This is a genomic window from Caldicellulosiruptor hydrothermalis 108, from assembly GCF_000166355.1.
GTDB classification, from domain to species: Bacteria; Bacillota; Thermoanaerobacteria; order Caldicellulosiruptorales; family Caldicellulosiruptoraceae; genus Caldicellulosiruptor; species Caldicellulosiruptor hydrothermalis.
In genome coordinates this window covers 1,151,479-1,170,262 of record NC_014652.1, presented here as the reverse complement: position 1 = coordinate 1,170,262, position 18,784 = coordinate 1,151,479, and the positions used below count along the sequence as shown (strand labels likewise).

Here is an 18,784-nt window from a genome sequence, read left to right as displayed (position 1 = left end):
TTTCTGTCAGTATTACTCTTCATATATAACTTTTTGTTCTTTGATGCTTTCAAAGTCAAGCTGTTTAATTTGTTTTTGACTTACTGGATTATCAAGCAAAGCATATTTTAGTGCCATTCTCCAACCTTTTCTGTCATTTACCCTGCCTGTTGCAGCATTCGTAACACCATACAACCACCATCTCTCTTCTGGTCGCAAGCCCTGCCAGTTGACAATTGCAACAGGCACCTGCGAATCATCAGTGCAATCTTCCAGTGCCCAGAGCAAAACCACAAGTTCTTTCCCCAAAAGTCTGTGAACGGGATTTTGCCCAACTTTCCACTTAGATTTCTTAAAACCCTCCTTTTCAAGCCGAAAATTGAACTCCTGTGCAACATATGGTGCAACTCTCTGCCACAACCATTTAGGAACAACTACTTTGAGCTGGTTGTGAAGAGGACTGTTCTCATCAATATCTTGTACTTCCTTCCCCTCTTGCCATATAAATCTTTCATACACCTTTACTGTTTCGTTCTTCCCTTGAGGAATTACCACCATAAAATGGTGCTGCGTCTCAGATGGTACATATCCAAAGCCAATTGAGGCTGCAGCGTCTTTCTTTTTAGATTTACTCATTCTGTGTTATTGCCTCCTTGAAGTCATGAAGCGTCTTGCCTTTTTGCTTTATCCATTCTTCAAAGTCTTTTGCATCTTCAAATAACAGTTCTGTAATAACAGCTCTCACGTTTTGAATCCCATCATTGTAGAAGTCGGTTTTGACCTTTTCAATATGTGTAAAAATCTCGCTTGGTTCTACCCCTTGTGGCTTTTTACATGTCAGGACAATATAGTTATCATCATCTCTATAAATATCAAGAGAATAGGCAACAAACTTTCCTTTGTAATTTTTCAATAGTTCAATTTCTCTTTGAAGTTCTTCTATACTAAAAATCAGAATTTTCTTGCTACCTGAAAGTTTTAATTTAACCGGTTTTGTATAATCAAGTTCTATTTGCTTAATTACTATGTTTCCTGTAACATCTCTTCTCACAGGAATATTTTTTATCTCTGAAAAAACACCATCTTTTTCTGCAACCACATTAATTACCCTTGTATTATCTGGAATTGTAATATCACCATTTTCGGCAACTTTGCCATTATAGCGCGGGTTTGAACCATCTGTTGTATACTTTACAGTTGCCTGCGGAGCTGTTCTTATTTTTATGTGAGCTCTGCCTTCTTGGTCGCAAAATCTTATATTGTCATCAAGTAAAATTTCACATTCATATTTTACAACATCACCTTTTGGATGATACCCTGTTGAATCAATGCAAAGGAAACTGAGCTTTACTGCTTTTGTCCTGAACTCATTAATATTTGGCACAACCGGTGAGTTCTCTGATACCTCCTTATCACCCTCTTCATAATGTACAACATCACCAAACATTGGTATGAGCTTTAAAACTACCTCGCCTGTGTCAAAGTCAGGGGATACAAACTGAACTTTTACTGTTGTTTTGTCCTTTGCTGCCTCACCTCTTAAAACAATCCCTCCACTTTCTTTCCACAAACCTTTTGAAAGCATCTCGCGCTTTAAATTCTCCAGGGCCTCTGGTGGATGCCAAAACCACCTTGCATCTCGCGCTGCTCTTTCAACAATCTCGGACCAAGACATTGACTCTCTTGTGAAGAGCAAATTCTCTACCTTTTCGCGAAATTCATCAATGTCATTTACTTCTATATACTTTTTGTTAAGCAACACTTTTTGAATGACAATCTCTCCATCTCGGTTGTTGCCAAGAAGAGCTCTAACTCTGTCTATCCCTTTTGAACCTTGAGAATCACTATTTTCACTCGCTGGCAGATATTTTAAATCTTCAGAAATAAGTTCAGCGTTCTGTTTAGTATATGGCCTCTGTGGATAGTAAATCTTGTTAAAAGTCTCTCTCAAGACTTCTAAAACTGCAGTTTTCATCTTGCTCTGTTCATTTTCTGCTCGTTGATATTCTGTGTCAGTCTCTGGAACACCCTCTTTTCTGAGCTCATTTAGCACGTTTTCCCAACACATATACTCTCTTATTTTCTCTAAAAGCGTATTATACATGGTAGTAGAACCTGTTAAAAAGAGAAGTCTATTTTTGTAAGTTTGATTTTGCCAAAAACCAATCAGTGCTGGGTTAAGAGACCCTTTTGAGTCATAAGGCTTTGAAATAATTAGCGTTACATTGTTCATATCCACATTGATTTTTGATATGTCATTTGGCAAAGCGACAATCTTTTGGTACACCTTCTGATAGCAGTTTAGATTCCTTGGTGAAAAATATTCATAAAGAAGCCTCTCTAACACTGCCTCCGCTTCATCTAATGTATACATACTTTTGAATTTTCTCATGCGCGCAACTACATTTTCCATTGGTGTAATATATATTCTGTCATTTGCATCAATTCTTGTATGTAATGAATTTTGCTTAAATTCTTCAATTATGTTCGCAAGACTGCTTAAATCTTTGTTTGGAGAGCTCATATATGCAAAAAGCTCACTTGTTGTAAGACCTAATGGAGATTTTGTAATTTCAGACAGCGAAGACAGCAAAATCAATTTTGCAACTTCACTTGCTAAGTTAGTATTGTACTTTTGGTCAATAGCCTTTGCAGTTGTAATATGAGCTGTTGAATAAACATCGTGCATAATGGCATTTTCTAAACTCTGCTTTATATTTATAATCTCTTCGCGCGTGTTGTAATCGCTCAGGTCAAAGTCGTATGGTTCAATTAAATACTTCTGCTTTGCAAGTTTCCCATCTTCACTGTAAAGATATCTTATGTAGTGCCTCATAAGACGAATAAGTCCTCGTGTTTGCTGGAAATTGACATTTTCCCTGAATCTGCTAACAAGCTCCATTATTGCAGGATGAAACGGATATGTTCTCTTAATCTCAGTGTAAATTCGCTCTGGCTCAACTGTAGTCTGTCCTTTTCTATTACCTTCTTCAATAACCTCTTTGTAGGCTTTTGCAATCTCTTCTACATCTGGGTCATTTTCAGGGTCTTGAGGATACTCTTTGAAAAATCTTTTTCTCAAAATACAGTATACATCATTTGTGACCATATCAACCGGCTGGATAGAAGAGGCAACACGGGTTGCTTCTTTGTCAAGCTCTGTTGCTAAAGCACTTTGTAAAAGTTTCCCTCCTTGCTCATACGCTGCTTGAAGGTCTGCCACAACCACCATTACGTTTGAAAGCTCTTTTTTCTGGATTGCATTGAAAAGATTCGAAAGCCCAATTGAAACAACCTTTCCAAAGTTACTCTCACCAACTGGAATACTCTGGACATACTCAAGATATAGCGGAAGCTCATCAAGCAGTATCAAAAGCGGGTCCCCTGCTAATAGCTCTGTCCACTCTCTATCGCCAGGTGCAAACATATGATTTTGAAGGGACTTGTTCAAAACCTCTTGCTTGCCAAGCTGGTTCGCTATTTCTACCCATGGGATTGAATTTGTCCATCTTCCAGTAAATACTGCAAGTCTTATTCTACCTGTGTACATATATGGATAATCATCACCTAAAATCTTTTTTCTGATTTCCGGATACTTTGCCAAAAGCCCCAAAGCAATCATGTTATGGGTCTTGCCACCACCCATTGCCTGTCGCAGAACAATTACACCTTGTTCATCATCAATTCCACTAAATCTTTTGAATGCAACATCAAATAATCTTCTCATACCGTTTGTTATGTATGTTTGTTCAAAAAACTTTTCCGGCTTGATTTTGTCAGAAAGAAGGTCTGAGATTTCCTGAACATCTTCTGAGCTTCTTGTTGTGAACACATCATCCCTGGGTTTACAAAGCTCGAAAAGAGTTTTCATGAGTGTTTACCTCCAGTGAATTTTATTTTTTTCAATGAGAATACGAATCATCCTTACGATACCTAAATTAGCCAATTAATTATTTTTTTATTTATAGACATTTAGTTGATGCACTAAACAAAATCTTTCTACTTTCTCACTCATGTATAATACAGGTTAAGTTTCGTATATTGCTATTGATTTTATTATACCAATTCTCCATCGAAGATTAAACCAACAATCACATTCAAGTATTCTCTTACATAAAATCTCTATATTCTACAATACCCGATTTGGCAAGTAATTCATAAAATTTTTTAACATTTTCTGCAGTTTGGCAAGGATTTGCTCCGACATCTCTATATTTACTAAAAGTTATTATTACACGTCTTTTCGCTCTCGATAAAGCTACAAAAAAGGCGCAAGTATCTTGTTCAGGTTGATTTTTAATACTCCAAAATGCTGAATCTTCTAAACCAATGAATACAACAGTATCATATTCGAGCCCTTTACTTTTATGAATAGTCATAATAGGAATACTGTTTATTCCTATAAAGTTAGTTATTGCTTTTGACCAATTATTTGTTATTTCAAATTCATTCCACAATAATTTAATAGACTTATTCATTAAATCATTAAACCATGCTGTATTTCTATACTGCGGAAAATAGGATATTAATCTATCCATTTTTAAATATCTAATTATAATTTTATATAATTCTACAATTTGTTTCTGATTATCAATCTTAAGTAGTTTTTCGTTTGCAAACCTCAATAACTCTGTTATTTCAGATTCAAGTTTAATTAAAAACCTCTCTGGAGTGTCATCATCATATCCATTTAATATTTTTATAAAATCGTATACAAATGTGTATGAATTATTTCCATTAATATTTAATGCTAATGAAAATAAATTAATTATAAACTGAATTATTTCCTCATTTAATAAATCTGAAACTTCGCCTTCATCTCTTGCATTCATGCTATTTTCAGCTAATGTTTTAATCAGCATATTTGTGTATTTAGAAGGACGTTGTTTTACCAAAACACAAATATCTCTATGACTTAAATCTTCTGAATTTAGCCACTTCTTTATGTTTTCAGATAAAATTTGAGCTTCTTTAATATAATCATTAAAAATCCAAACTTCACATATTCCATCATCTTTACTCCATTTTTTGCTATTCTCTATTTTTAAATCGGACAAATCTATTTTTTCACCAAATGCTTCTTTTATAAAAACTTTTTGCAATTCAACTAAACGCGGCGCAGACCTATGATTCATCAGTAAATTTATTCTTTGGGCATTGAAATCTTTTTCAAACAATTCAAATGAATTTCTTAGTGCTCCTGCCCATTCCATAATTCGCTGTTTATTATCTCCTACTGCAGTTATTACGGCATTAGACCCGAGAAAACAAGTTTTCAATAAATCATATTGTACTCCTGTTATATCCTGAAATTCATCTAAAAATACATGTGAATATGTCGCTCGCAATGCTTTAAGAACAAAAGGATTTTCCCTCAAGATATATTCAGCAAGTCTTGAAATCATTGGAAAAGTCAGAGCAGGTTTAAAATCTTTATCTCCTTTCAAAAATAATTTCCATAATTCGTTAATCATCCATTCTTCTAAATTGTTAGGTTCATTATTAAAGGGAAGCTTTTTATCTGTCATTTTTTTATTAATAATATTCTCTATTGAAAGACTATGAATTCCATCAACATAATCACCTGTAAGTAAATGTTTCGGTTCTTTTCCCTCAAATCTTAACAAAATGCTTCGCTTCCCCTCTCTTAATACAGAAGGATTAATATCATAATTAACATCAGGTCTGTATACTTCAGGAAGTCCATACAGAAATCTATCCAAAAGGCTCTTAGCAAAAGCATCAAAAGTTAGTGATACAAATCTATTCGCCAATTTCTGACCACATCTTTTTTGAACCCTTTCTGCTAAATTTTTGGCAGCTTCTTTTTTATAGCTGATTGCAAGTATCCTTTTTGGTGAATAGCAAATACCCGTTTGAAGTAAAAAACAAGCCCTTTGAGCAAGCAACTCTGTTTTACCTGAGCCAGGTCCAGCTATTACTAAATAGTTGCAATTACTTTTAACTACTATCTCTGCATTTTTTTCAAGTTCAATTCCATCAGCAGGTTTCCATTGTTCCTTTGGTATCAGCATATTTTTCATCTCCTAAATTAGATATATCAGAGTAGGGGTCATTTTCTAATAATTCTTTAGCCCTGTTTATAAGGTTTTTAAAAACATCTGGCATGTTTGATTTTATACTATCCCCAAGTTCTATCAAAGCTTGAAAATGAGTATTTGGCTTACCTCTACCCAAAAATAAATATTTATACCAGACCATCAACTCCTTTTCATTATCTGAATAAGTTATACCAGTAGCATTATCTGATTTCAAAACACTTTTTACAACATTGTCAATATAACGTGCATAGTCTTCTTTTTTTGTAATTTTATCAGGAATTCTTGGACCACCTTTTTTAGGTATAAGTTTTTTATATGCTTCCTCATAAGTACTTAACATTGAAAAATCTATATCAAGTGGAAATGAAAAAAATATATCAAATTGTTGAAGATGTTTTGCAAACTTTTCTATTTTCTCTCTGCTATATTCGTCATATGACCAATTTGGCATATTGTCAAATTCTTCTTTAGATAAATCTGCTAAAACACTTTTTTCATCATAGCCACTTTGTATAAGCTGATTCATTATATAATGCAGCTTTTCCCATCCCCCTGTATTTCTTTCGATATCCATATCAAGCAATGTTATATAATTAATACCAATATCTTGCAGAAGTCTCCAAAAATGATTTACAAATCTTCCTCCAAGTGGCACAATACTTATTGCACAGCTATCAGCTGACAAACCGCTCTTTTCAATCATTTTCTTGATTATTAGTTCTTCACTATCACCTTCACCTAATATTACCAACCTGGAAAAGTATATCTCAGGATAAGCTTTTACAGCCTCCTTTACATATTTAAATGCTTCATCAATTTGTTCTGGTAAAATAATCCTTGAAACTTTAGTACATAAATCCTCATTTTTTATTCTTAGGTGACGTATTTCTGTAGGCTCAATTCTACTTATAATACTTGCCGAATGTGAAGTAAGTATAACCTGTGCATTTTGCTTTGAGGAAATATCTTTTAGGTTATCCATAATACGTCCTAATAAATGAGGACAAACATGATTTTCTGGCTCTTCTATTGCAAGCAAAACAAGTGTCGAAGGTTCTTTGTTAAAAGGACTTTTAGAAGAATGTTTTGACTGTAGGATTCTATTCTCAAATTCAAGAAGGGAATTTACCAATGTTAAATAAAATAGCGAGCGCAATCCATCGCCCAATTCATTTACTGTATAAGACTTAGGTTCAGAAGTTGGATAAAATTCTATTTCAACTTTCTTTAAAACAGTATCCAAGTCTCCCCTACTAAAACGCATGTGTGCCTCTTTATACCTATAATCCCTATGATATTTCTTCCACGTATTACTAATAATTTCTTTTACTAAAGATACTCCTGGATTTTTTGCAAAAAGTTTGTCAATCTCTTCCGTCTTCTCCCTTATCTTACTTTTGAAATCTTCCTCCCATTCTATGCTATTGAGTATTTTCCAGAGTATAGAGTTCGAAACATTTCTTAATTGAGGAGAGACATCTCTTATAGCCGGAACATATACAAATAGAATTCTTGATAAATGCTCTCGTTTTGCTTTTTCGTAATCGCTGTCTTTTTCTCTACCTTCCGGGGCTTTAATAAATAATATTTCTGTTTCAATATCTCCATCAGGAGTATTACTTTTTTGCCATGAAGATTTCAAACATATCCTTACATATGGTAAAACGCCAGGTTCTCTAATAACCATATAATTCCAAAAAGATGGTATACTATTGAGTTCAGTATTCTCTTGCCGCAATTCTGGAAAACTTAATTTTACCTCTATGTATAAGTCGTTATTTTCAATTTCTTGCGGATCCATGCTTTTAGGTACATGGAAATCAGAACGTTTAATCTCTTTATTGTCACTCCCAAATATTTTCATTAATGCATGTAAAACTGCTGTTTTTCCACAGCTATTTGCACCTATTAAAGCAGTTAGCTTATCAAATTCAATTACTGTTTCCTCAGGACCAAAGCATCTAAAATTTCTGATTTTTATTTTATCAATATACACTTTATTTCACTCCTGTGTATATTACTTATATCTTCTTTTATTTGCAACTGTTTTTTGTCCGCCATTGTCTTATAATATTAGCAACTTTATCTGCGTAATCAGGATTTTTTAAACCGAAGCAATTTAAATTTTTCAACCAATCTTCATTTCCAACATAGTCTATGATCGTTAAAACATAGTCCCAAAAGTCTTTTTTATTCTCTGAATTCAAAATCTCAAAGCATATTTCAAAAACATATTCTTGGAAAAGTGAAGATAATATTTCTTGAATAAAGTAAGTTAAATAATAGCTGCTACGAAATGGTACATAAAAATCAGATACTTGAATTATTGCCTCTCTTAGATTATTAGGATTTTCCAATTCATCCAATAAGCATTCTTTTGCCTTTTTATACTCAGCAGCTATCATAGGTAGCTTTTCGGATTCGTTAGATATAAACATCTTATAAATACCATACAAGAAAAATATCTTATAGGTATATTCCTTGCTGTTCTTAAATTCAGAAAGCAAAATATTTAATTTTTGGGCATTAGGTTTCCTATATAGTCCTTCAAGCGCATATGTTCTAACCCCATCCCATTTCCCATTATAAAAATAGTGTTCAGATGTATAATAACAGTATCTCCTCAATATTTTAAGGGTATTATCATCGTTAAATTCAGATATATAAAATAACATATCAGATAAAATTATTTCATTTTCATTCAATTTCGGATCGTTAAATGCGAATTGTAAAGCTTTCTTATATGCTTCATCCCCAATGATTTTTCGTACCTTGGCAGGAGCACTCCATAAATACTCAATTTCTTCAAAGTTTAATGTTGCCAATTGCTGACCAATGTAATAATCATTATTTTTTTCACAGTTTAAAGCTCTTTCAACAAGTTCTCTTATAAATTCGTCATTATCACACGGCTTAAGTTCTCCCATTAACTCCATTACCTCTATAATAAGATTGTTTGCAAGACCCCAAAAATGTCCTTTATATGTTTTTTTAAACATCTCATAAACCTCTTCTACACCTTTAGGTTTGATTCTAAAATATGAATCTAGCTCTATAAGTATATAATATAAAAAATCCTTATCCTTATACTTAAAGCACCTCAAATAAAAATCCTTAACCTTATCCCATTGTTCATCACTTGCTTTATCAAGATGTTTAATAAATCTTGCGGCGAGTATTGTAGCGGCTTTACCATATTTAAAAGGATTGGTTAATAAGTCCAGGACTTCAGCAAGACGCATTCTTCTAAAAACCTCTATTCCAGGCATGCTGTTGAAAATGGCATTAATATCACTATTTTTAAACCTGAAACTACTAAAATCTTTATAACCCTTCTCCTCTTTTCTTTTCAAATATTCAAACACAGCCATTAATAACCTTTCATCATAATAAAAACGGCTGCAAATACATAATGCCTTGTCAAAGTTTTCATTATTTTCTTCATCATTTGAAAATACTTTTCTAACGAAATCTACTACTCTCTCACTTACAAAATCATCAATTCTTTCGACTGCTTTTTGAAAAAGGCTGGATGGTATATTTTCAATATTTTTTTCAAAAAATGAATTTTCATTTTCAAATGCTATCAATAGAGGCTCCATTAATACTGGATTTTTGAAAACATCAGCAAGAAAATCAGAATCATCTTTTTTTTCTAAGATATACACACTAGCAAAAAAATCTACAAGATTATTATGTTCAAACTGATAATAATCGTTTAATTCTTGTATAAATTTGCAACTAACCAAACAATCTCTTACATCATCTATGTTAATTTGGCCAAAAAGGGAAAATTCATTTAAAGCATCTGCAATGAGCCTGTTAATATAGCATAAATTTAAACGCACTTCCATATCATTTAATGTTTTGAAAGCAATATATGAAACAAGATAAGCTAAAAACTTTTCCTTTAATTTAAACTTATTTATTATGTCACGATTCCATTTAAGCATTTGATTAAATAATTCTTTATAAAAATAATGTGGTTTGCTACTAATTTCTTCTAAGAAAACAATAATACTTTTTTCTTGTTTTAATGTCTTAATTATAGACACAACTATAGTCAGATTAAATGGATTTGATAATAATTTTAAGATGTTTGTATTATTATTACAAAAATCTTTAATAATATTTAACTTTTCTGGCACAACTCTTGAAACAAAATTCAATATAGCATTATATTCTAATGGTTTCATTATATACTTTTCAAAATTTACGTTTTCAATTTTACTAACTTGATTATTTCTACAAGTAATAACAAATGTGTTTTTATTATACTTTAGGTTTTGAAGACATTTTATCTTAAATTCCTCAAAATATTTTTCAGATAATTCATCAAAACCATCAAGAAATATTTGAAAACGACCTTCTAATAAGAGCCTATTTATAAGCTCTATGTTAATCTGATTAAAACCCTTTTCGATATTAATTTTTATATATTCAGGCAAAGCTTCGCCACAATAACTCCTAAGTTCACAAAATACTGGTATAGATTTTAAATTCTTTTCTTTTAAACATTCTAAAAACCATCTCTTAACGAACGTACTTTTGCCTGCTCCAGCTTCCCCTGTCAATATAATGTTCTGTTTTGTTTTAAAGTCAATCTCCGTCCCATTTGAAACAGAGACAGCCTTTAATTCAAGTGCATAAATATCAAATTCCAGAAGCTTTCGATGATAGTTTTCCCTTATTTCCCTCGAAGCAAGCAGAGGATACTTATTTTCGATATAATATTTTAGTTCGCTTTCCAAGTTAATTGAGAAAACATCGACCTCAAAATATTTACTAGCTTTGACTCTTGCATCATAATTGTTAAGAATAAGAGAAATTATTAAATCAATATCTACTATGTCTAAATCCCAACCATACTTTGAGCATTCTGCCCTACATTCTCTTCTAATATCATCTTTGACCTTTGAATTGCAGCATAAAACAACTCTTCGCACATCTTTAGCATATTCCCAATAACCCACTTCTTTTATATCTCTAAGAAGTTTATTTTTTAAACTTTTCTCATCAGAAGTTGTATATTGAAAAGCATATATGCTTCCGTCAGGAAAAAATTTTATTGAATCCGGAGTACCTGGCACGGGCTTATCTTTATATAAATGCATACCATGTGAGTCAAGGTTAGAATATTCAGGATTGTAATGTTCCAAAATTTCATCACATAACCTATGAAACTTATCATCAGATATACTTACTAATCCATCATATAGTTGTTTTCTCATAAAAATTTCACCCCTCATTATTGATACCTTGTAAAATTTCCTAAAAACTTCATTAAAAAATATTTCAATTATTTGGAACTTGAGCACGGTCTAAAACATTTGTCGGGTTGATCTCATCAGAAAGTAAATTGGAAATTGCTTGGACATCTTCTAAGCTACATGTTATAAAAAATTTTCATTGGAGTGCACATTTCTCCAAGAGTTTTCGCAGTACCTTCTTCTTCTGTACATTGTTTGATTTTTATACACAGTACTTATTGATGAGTTTTATACAACATTTAATAACAAAAATAACTTTTCCTTTGTTTGCAGAACCACCTCTATGCTGAACTCTATTTCTAATAGTATGTAAATATTCCAATTCTAATTTTTCATTGTTTGAAATTAAACCTTTTTCAAATGCTTCCTTTACTACTTTCTTAAAACCATATGAAGCATTCTTATGTAAACCCAATCTGTATTTTAACCACGTTTCAATACATTGATCAAGCAAAATTATTATCTCACTATTACTACTCTCACCTGAAAACCACTTACTAATTAAAAATAGAATTTTCTTTACTATTCTAACTTCTTTTGAAGCCTTTTTGTTTGATTCCATATTCGTCAATAAAGAAGGTTGCAGAGCTAATGGATGAGGTTGTGCATTCAAACTTGTCGCAATTTCAAATATTCCTTCTGTGATTTTCTTTACTCCTTCGTAGTTCGATTTGTAGAAAAGAGCAGTTAGATTTACTGCTACACTTTTTAGCTTCTTCTTTTTCTCGTATCTTAATAGATAGAATTTTATAGCATTTTTTATACTCATGTTCATCAATTGCATAACTGCTAAATCTCCATCAACAGTCACATAAATAACTAACCTTCTTTTTCGAGTTAAAATAAATTGTAACTCTAAGCCATATAATTCATAAAAAGCTTTCATATATCTGAGAAAATCAAAAGCTAAAGAAAAATGTCTATTGTTAATCTTAAACTCAAAATCGTATCCAGCCATATAAGACACCACTCCTGAAAATTATGGTATTTTTTCTGAAGTAATTTTTATTAATTGTACTCTATCTTACTTTATTTCTATTAACACTTCTCACATGCTCTCTCATATTTTTGTAACTATTAACATTCATTGAACAAAGCCTCTGAAAAATTCTCTCTTTTTGTTCATCAGTCAAACATTCTTGATTATACTTCTTTATCGTTTTTATAAGTTTAGTTGTCCAAACAACATCTGTTTTTGTCTCAACTTTCAAATCAGCCTTTGTGGTAAAAACTATCACTGAGATAAATTTTATATCACCTAAATATGATAATATTTCTTTAAGCGCTTGGATGTGACCATAATTTTGCCTAATCGGATTGTAAAATTTTTCTTTTCTTTTGTATATAACTTGCGTCCAGTATTCATCATATTCTTTACCATAAATCCAACCCTGATAATTCTTTGTCTCAATAACAAATATTCCATAATTTGAAACAACAACATGATCTATTTGAACTGTTTTAGAACCAACTTTAATCAAAAGGTTATTCAAAACTTTATACTTTTTAGGGTCTAATCGAGCCAGAAAAAACGAAACTGATTTTTCACCTATTGCTCCTTTTATCTTCGGTCTCAACAATGATAATATTGCGCTTATAATTAGCAAAACCCATATGTACCATAAATCTAAAAGCAGATCAAAAGCTAACTTCAATCTCTTACCTCCTTCGACAAACAAAATTCGGCTTTATTAGACAGTATACGTTATTTTCTCTAACAAACTAATATAAAAAGCATAAAATTACTATCTTATTTACATTATACCATAACTTAGTAAAATAGATATACTAAAATTAACCGTATCGATGAGTTTGAAATGTTTGTGTTTATATCTCAATGAAGAAAGAATTATTATAATCTTTCAAACTAAATTTTTTGTAAAAATTACATAGAAAAACTTTGGTCTTTCTGGCATTCAAATTTTAAATGTGCCGCATGGAAACAAAATAGATACAAAAGCTAAATGTTCTTGGATATTCAGCTCCTCTCTCTACTCCCCAAATCTATACACCTGATCTTTTGTAAACTGCCACTCTGGTGTTATTAAAACATCACCAAAGTTTATTGAATACCATGGATTGTCATCATCGTTTGCTGGGTTTTTTAAGATGTGGATGTCTTGGGCTGGCATATAGCTTTGTGCAAGCAGGAATATCTTTTCACCTGTTTTTGGATTTTGAGCCATATCAACTACAATAACGCAATGTCCAGGGTCGCTTCCTTTTAAAAATACATCTCCAATTTGCAAATCACTCAGAGGTATTTTTTGCATTTCCTGAGAAAGTGACAGTGTTCCAGCATATGCAAATACCATGTCAAGATACTTTCTAAAACATTCATAACTATCATCATATCCAGCAGCTTTTATCCAATAAGCTCTATTACCTTCAACTTTTATTCTATAACCCTGCATCCACTTTTTAAAATCAGCTCTAAAACCATTTGTGAAGTTAAAGTGAATTCTATCATACTGCTTATTTTTATAAAGATACTCTGAATAGAGCCTTATAACAGCGTCTGCACACTGCTGCAAATCTCTTGTGCCAACATCCATGTCAATTACTGCAACATATACGCCGTTTGGTTTTTCTTCACCATTATAGTACTTTACTTTTGTGCCATGGGGCTTGAGTGGAAGATTCCTCAAAAATTCAGCAAAAGATTCCCTCGGAACTTCAACTCTTTCATATCCTTCTGGTACTTTTATTCTTTCGCTTATTGTTTTACCATGGCTATTTATCAGACTTTCTTTGTAACTTTGTTCTGATTTATTTTTCAGGGAAGCAATACTATCCTTCTCCTCTAACTTTGGCTTTTTTGCAATTTCAGGTTTTTTATTCAATTGGGATTGTTCAACTGCACATGCTACCATCAGAGCAAAAATAAGGATACTTGCTGCCCCTAACCGCATTATTTTCCTTAGCGTAGGCATTGAATCAGCTCCTCATTTAAACAGCTTTTTCAAAAGAGTAAATATGCTAAAAGTTGTCTTATTGTATATCTTGTTGTACATGTACTTCTTTGGATTAGTCATCCAACCATAACCCCGTGGAGCTTTTAAACCTAAACTGTGGCGTATAAATCTCTTAACACTTGTTCTGGCAGCTATACTTTTCCTTATACTTGGTTTTCTCATGCCAAATTTCATTTTATCTACCTCCTCGCAATATTAAAAAATGATTTTTTAATTATTAGGACTCACTCTTTTTTTCAACCCTCTTGACAATCTCAAGCAAAAGACCTGTCTGGTCATTTTTGTCAACAAGTTTATATGTCCCATCTATGTTAAGCCTAAATTTCCAATAGCTTTGAATTGGTTTCCCGTTAATTTTAACATCCCATATGTTATAAAAAGAAATCAAAGCCTCATTGTCATTAAATTTTTCAAATACAGTTTTGTGTGTACATTCTATAGGAGTTTGAAAATCAAAAATCTTATAAAGCCTCCTGATGCTTCCTGATTCTATAAAATTCCATCCTGTTATCTCTGAAACTTTTGGAAGAAGGCTATATACCTGTTGAGAGTACCAGTTGTTAGAAGGTTTTGTTTGAACATATCTTGCTATTTTAATATTTTCATTGCCAATACTTTTCAAATATTCTTTAGCGTACTCATAGATTTTTTCTGAAAACTGGTAATTCAAAAGAAGCTTCTTTGCCTTTTCACTTCCAAATATCCTTTCGATTGACTTTGAAAAATACTTCCCCTGTCCTGTAGGTATTGTAAGAAAAATACCCTTTATACTACCATCACTATTCAGAAGAATTTCACCCTTTGCAATTTCAAGGCCCCCTAAAGCCTCTGCAGCAAATTTATTATTTACAAAAGAAAAACCTGCAAAAGAATACACAATCCCAGTCATAACTTTATTTTTCTCAGACTCTTCAAACACAACTTTATAGTCCGCAAAAATCTTCTCAGGAAGTGGTATTGTAGAAGGAAGTTTTGCTTTTCTCAGATAAACATTGAATGCTTCTTTGATAGCATCATCAATATCTTTTCTGTTTACCCAAGGTGGCAGTTTAATCTCATATTTTAATGCACAAATTCCTATATTCTCATCTTTTACTTTCTCAATAAATACTGCCTCTGAGTTTTCATATTTTGGCCAATCTCTATCAACGCACACAAACCATTTATAAACACTGTTTGACACAGACTCTTGTACGCTCCCTAAGTTACTGAAGCTATATGAGTATTTTGATATTATTTTCCCTATCTCTTTATTTACTCCCCACCACGGCTTATCCTTATTAAAATCGACTGCTGGGATATACTTAATAAGTGTTCCTGAGTCTGAGGAGTAAGAATACAAATATGACTTGCCACTTTTTTCAAATATTTCAATATGGTAATTATTACTAAGAACTGTGTTGGCTAAGCTAAACTTTTTCCTTGTTTTATTTATGCTCTTCACGATATTTTCAATATCTTTTTCATCAGTAATATCTACTTTTGCTGGCAACTCAATTTCTTTTTTGTTTCCAGCAATCTCGACCAAGGTAGGGATACTCTTTTCTATTTTTATCTTTTCAATATTTTGTGACCAACTTTTAACATCTTCTTGGGGTAAAAGCACACCAAACGCAAGATAAACAGTGGCAAATATTGTACAGGCTGTCGCCAAATAAATATAAATTTTCTTGAATTTATGAGTATCTCCTCTCTCTACTTTGTTTTCGGCTTCAGCTAATATCTTAATTCTATTTTTGAGCGAAGGATGTGACTGAATCTTTTCTAAAGCGTTCGAAACATCACCTTTTATGTAATTGATAGCATATAGAGTTTTTAAAGCACTTTCATAGACCTCTCTCTTTACCCCACTTTTCAAAACAAACAAATCAGCTTCTATTTCGGCAGTTCGGCTAATATAACTTGGTAAAAAGAGAAACTGAATTGCTCCTATTAATAAAATTGCCAATCTTATGAAATTTAACATTTTAGATTCTGAAACAAAATAGCCAGCTAAACTATCAAAACCAAATACAAGTGCTAAATAATAAAGTATTGCAATAAGCCAACCAAATAGAATTTTCTGCACATGCTTTGCTTTTATATGACCTATCTCGTGAACTAAAACTGCATCAAGCTCATCTTCCTTTAGATTTTCCAAAGCATACGACGTTACTAAAAGCTGAGGCTTAAAAATGCCTGCCGCAAAAAGATTAGCAAATTTTTGTCCAAGTGTATCAAGCACAGTTACTCTGAGTGACTCAACACCAAACCTTTTTAAAGTATTTTTTATAATCTTCTCTTCACCCTCATTAAGTCTTCTTTTTGGATACTGCAAATTTAAAAATATTATATAAAACAAATAATTACCAACAAAAAAGGCAACAGGCAGAATATAAATATATTTAATATCATCGCTTCTTAAACTTTTAACAATAGGTAAAAAAATTATACCCAGCATTACAACGTAACCTAAAAGTCCAGACACAAACTTGCGAAACAAAAATAAACCTTTTACTTTCTGATTTAAAATTTTTGCTTGTATAGTTGTTGTAACAAATACTGCTATTATAAAAACTTCAAGTATATAAATTAGTAATATAAAGAAGTCTGCCAAGTAGTTGTGTCTTTTTGAATTCAAAATTCCAACTATAAAGCCGCCTACTGCCCCCATTGCTAAGCTAATTATAAAAATTGCTCTTCCTAAAAAAGTATTCAATCTCGTTGCTTCTTTTTCTTTTTCCTCACTTTTTTCGTATCTGGCTATTATATACTTTTTCAGTGCAATCATAATTAAGATGCAAAATATAAAAAACACCAAATTTGCTATGATATTTTTAATCCACAGCACAAAACTCCACCTCTCATTGTTTATAAACTAAACTCGAATATTTATAACAATAACATTTTATAACAAAAAATCCTTCAAATCAACAACAATAGTTTTGCATTTCAGAAATTAAGAAAAAGAGCAAATAATAATTTTCAGAAGAAAAAGCCCAAATTAAAGAGCAAATGTCCGAAAAAATCAAAAAAATTTTAAAAAATTTGACTTTTTCTGACCTTGACAAAGTATTAATTTGTAATAATATTTAATATTGGAAGGTTGTACGGTCCTCCTTTAAAGAAAGAAAGGAGGTGGCATCAAATGGCAGCAAAGGAGACCACAGCTCAGAAAACTCATGAGTCAGCAGCTCCAAAAACCCAAGAGATGGATCACCTACAAGATGCTGTGAAGCTCAAAGACCTATCTAAAGCTGCACCTGAACTTTTTGGTGTAAAGACAGGAGTTGAAGGGATAGACAAGCTATTTTACAAGCTTGAGTTTTCGAAAGACCAGGGAAAACCTGTAATAAAACCACTTGGCGGAATTCCTGCATACTCGGTCATAAACGTAAGTGGTGTTGCGGACACAGGTAAAAGCCTTTTTGCTGAACAGTTTGCTGTAGTGCAGGCAAATGAGGGAAATAATGTTCTGTATGTTACTGTTGAGACACCTGCTGAGTTTTTGTACTCATCATTGTTATTTCGCGCAAATGCAATGAACATTGACAAATCTAAAGTGGAAGAAAACATCTATATACTTGACGTAACAAGAGATTTTAACATCCGTGGAAACATAAACAACTTTATAAAGACTATTGATAATGCCGCATCAAAGTTTAACATAAAAAATGTTGTTATTGACTCTATTACTGGATTTTTTGAGTCAAAGGAAATTTACGCTCGTGAGATTGTAAGGACAATTTATAATTTCTTAAAGTCTAAAAAACTCACTACTCTTATGATTTCACAAAAGAGAAGTGGACAAGAACACCTGTCAGCTGAAGCTGCAGGTGGATATGCTGTGAGCCACATTGTAGATGGTACAATTGTATTTTCAAAACAGATTATCATGAACAAGTTTGACAGCTCTACTTTCAAAAAACCAATTGGTGAGGTTATACGTCTTTTGAGGATTGATGGCTGCAGAATGTGCGGTCATGACTCAAAGACATATGTGTTTGAAATAGACCAGACAGGGCTTATCAAAGTACTATATCCTTTGTCAAGTCTCATTAATCAACAATCAGGTGAAAAGGAATAAAATAAAAACTGGCGAAAATAGGAGGGATGCAAGCCATGAAAAGGATTGAACTTTTAAAACAAGATATGGACAAGGTGATAAAAGAAATATTTATGATTGCTATAGACATCTTAGGTGGTCCTAAAAAGCTTGTTGAGTACAAAAGGCTTACATGGCTTGCATCATTGATGGAAGCAATATTTGTGATTTATCTTCATAACGAAGAGAACAAATCAGCAGATGAAATTGCTGAGTTTTTAGGAATCAGCAGTCAAACAGCAAAAGCAATCTTGCAAAGCAAACCTGAATACGCAAAAATCAAGTTAGAAAGTGGTGAAAGCAGCGAAAAAACCCATATTGCAGGCGGTATAGCAAAGATTGCATACAAAAAATGGAAAGAAGAAAATGAAAACGGCTCTATGTCACATCAAGAGGCATAGAGCCTTGATTTCT

General features: G+C 32.3%; 12 protein-coding genes. 2 read left to right on the top strand and 10 right to left on the bottom strand.

Translation table 11 applies throughout. From position 1 onward, the window contains the following. Positions 1 to 12: 12 nt before the first annotated feature. The 10 genes from CALHY_RS05805 to CALHY_RS05760 form a co-directional block, all read right to left on the bottom strand. Positions 13 to 615 carry a DUF3780 domain-containing protein gene (locus CALHY_RS05805; RefSeq protein WP_013403050.1) on the bottom strand — a complete coding sequence of 201 codons (603 nt, stop codon included), beginning with the start codon at positions 613 to 615 and terminating at the stop codon, positions 13 to 15. After that, positions 608 to 3,850: a DUF499 domain-containing protein gene (locus CALHY_RS05800; protein ID WP_013403049.1), complete on the bottom strand. Its 3,243-nt coding sequence runs from the start codon at positions 3,848 to 3,850 to the stop codon at positions 608 to 610. Before CALHY_RS05800 ends, CALHY_RS05805 begins: the two co-directional genes overlap by 8 nt. A gap of 238 nt (positions 3,851 to 4,088) precedes the next feature. Further along, a complete protein-coding gene (locus CALHY_RS05795; RefSeq protein WP_013403048.1) occupies positions 4,089 to 6,014 on the bottom strand; it encodes a UvrD-helicase domain-containing protein in 1,926 nt (641 codons plus the stop codon). Continuing rightward, positions 5,980 to 8,037 carry an ATP-dependent nuclease gene (locus tag CALHY_RS05790; protein ID WP_013403047.1) on the bottom strand — a complete coding sequence of 686 codons (2,058 nt, stop codon included), beginning with the start codon at positions 8,035 to 8,037 and terminating at the stop codon, positions 5,980 to 5,982. Before CALHY_RS05790 ends, CALHY_RS05795 begins: the two co-directional genes overlap by 35 nt. Positions 8,038 to 8,074: 37 nt before the next feature. Further along, on the bottom strand, positions 8,075 to 11,272 hold the full coding sequence (locus CALHY_RS05785) for an NACHT domain-containing protein (RefSeq protein ID WP_013403046.1): 3,198 nt from the start codon (positions 11,270 to 11,272) through the stop codon (positions 8,075 to 8,077). 241 nt (positions 11,273 to 11,513) lie between these two features. Continuing rightward, complete coding sequence (locus CALHY_RS05780) at positions 11,514 to 12,269, bottom strand: hypothetical protein (protein ID WP_013403045.1); 756 nt, start codon at positions 12,267 to 12,269, stop codon at positions 11,514 to 11,516. 61 nt (positions 12,270 to 12,330) lie between these two features. Then, entirely contained in the window at positions 12,331 to 12,966 is a 636-nt protein-coding gene (locus CALHY_RS05775; protein ID WP_013403044.1) for a nuclease-related domain-containing protein, read from the bottom strand. Positions 12,967 to 13,302: 336 nt separating this feature from the next. Further along, positions 13,303 to 14,244 (bottom strand): DUF4846 domain-containing protein, encoded by a 942-nt coding sequence (locus tag CALHY_RS05770; protein WP_013403043.1) that lies wholly within the window; start codon positions 14,242 to 14,244, stop codon positions 13,303 to 13,305. A gap of 12 nt (positions 14,245 to 14,256) precedes the next feature. Next, entirely contained in the window at positions 14,257 to 14,460 is a 204-nt protein-coding gene (locus CALHY_RS05765) for a hypothetical protein (protein ID WP_013403042.1), read from the bottom strand. Between the two features lie 43 nt (positions 14,461 to 14,503). Beyond that, positions 14,504 to 17,116 carry a M48 family metalloprotease gene (locus CALHY_RS05760; RefSeq protein ID WP_013403041.1) on the bottom strand — a complete coding sequence of 871 codons (2,613 nt, stop codon included), beginning with the start codon at positions 17,114 to 17,116 and terminating at the stop codon, positions 14,504 to 14,506. Between the two features lie 297 nt (positions 17,117 to 17,413). Here CALHY_RS05760 and CALHY_RS05755 point away from each other — a divergent pair, with 297 nt between their 5' ends. Next, the gene (locus CALHY_RS05755; protein WP_013403040.1) at positions 17,414 to 18,352 is read left to right on the top strand and encodes a KaiC domain-containing protein; all 939 of its coding nucleotides are present in this window, start codon (positions 17,414 to 17,416) and stop codon (positions 18,350 to 18,352) included. 35 nt (positions 18,353 to 18,387) lie between these two features. Beyond that, positions 18,388 to 18,771, top strand: a complete 384-nt coding sequence (locus CALHY_RS05750; protein ID WP_013403039.1) for a hypothetical protein — start codon at positions 18,388 to 18,390, stop codon at positions 18,769 to 18,771. Positions 18,772 to 18,784 lie beyond the last annotated feature (13 nt).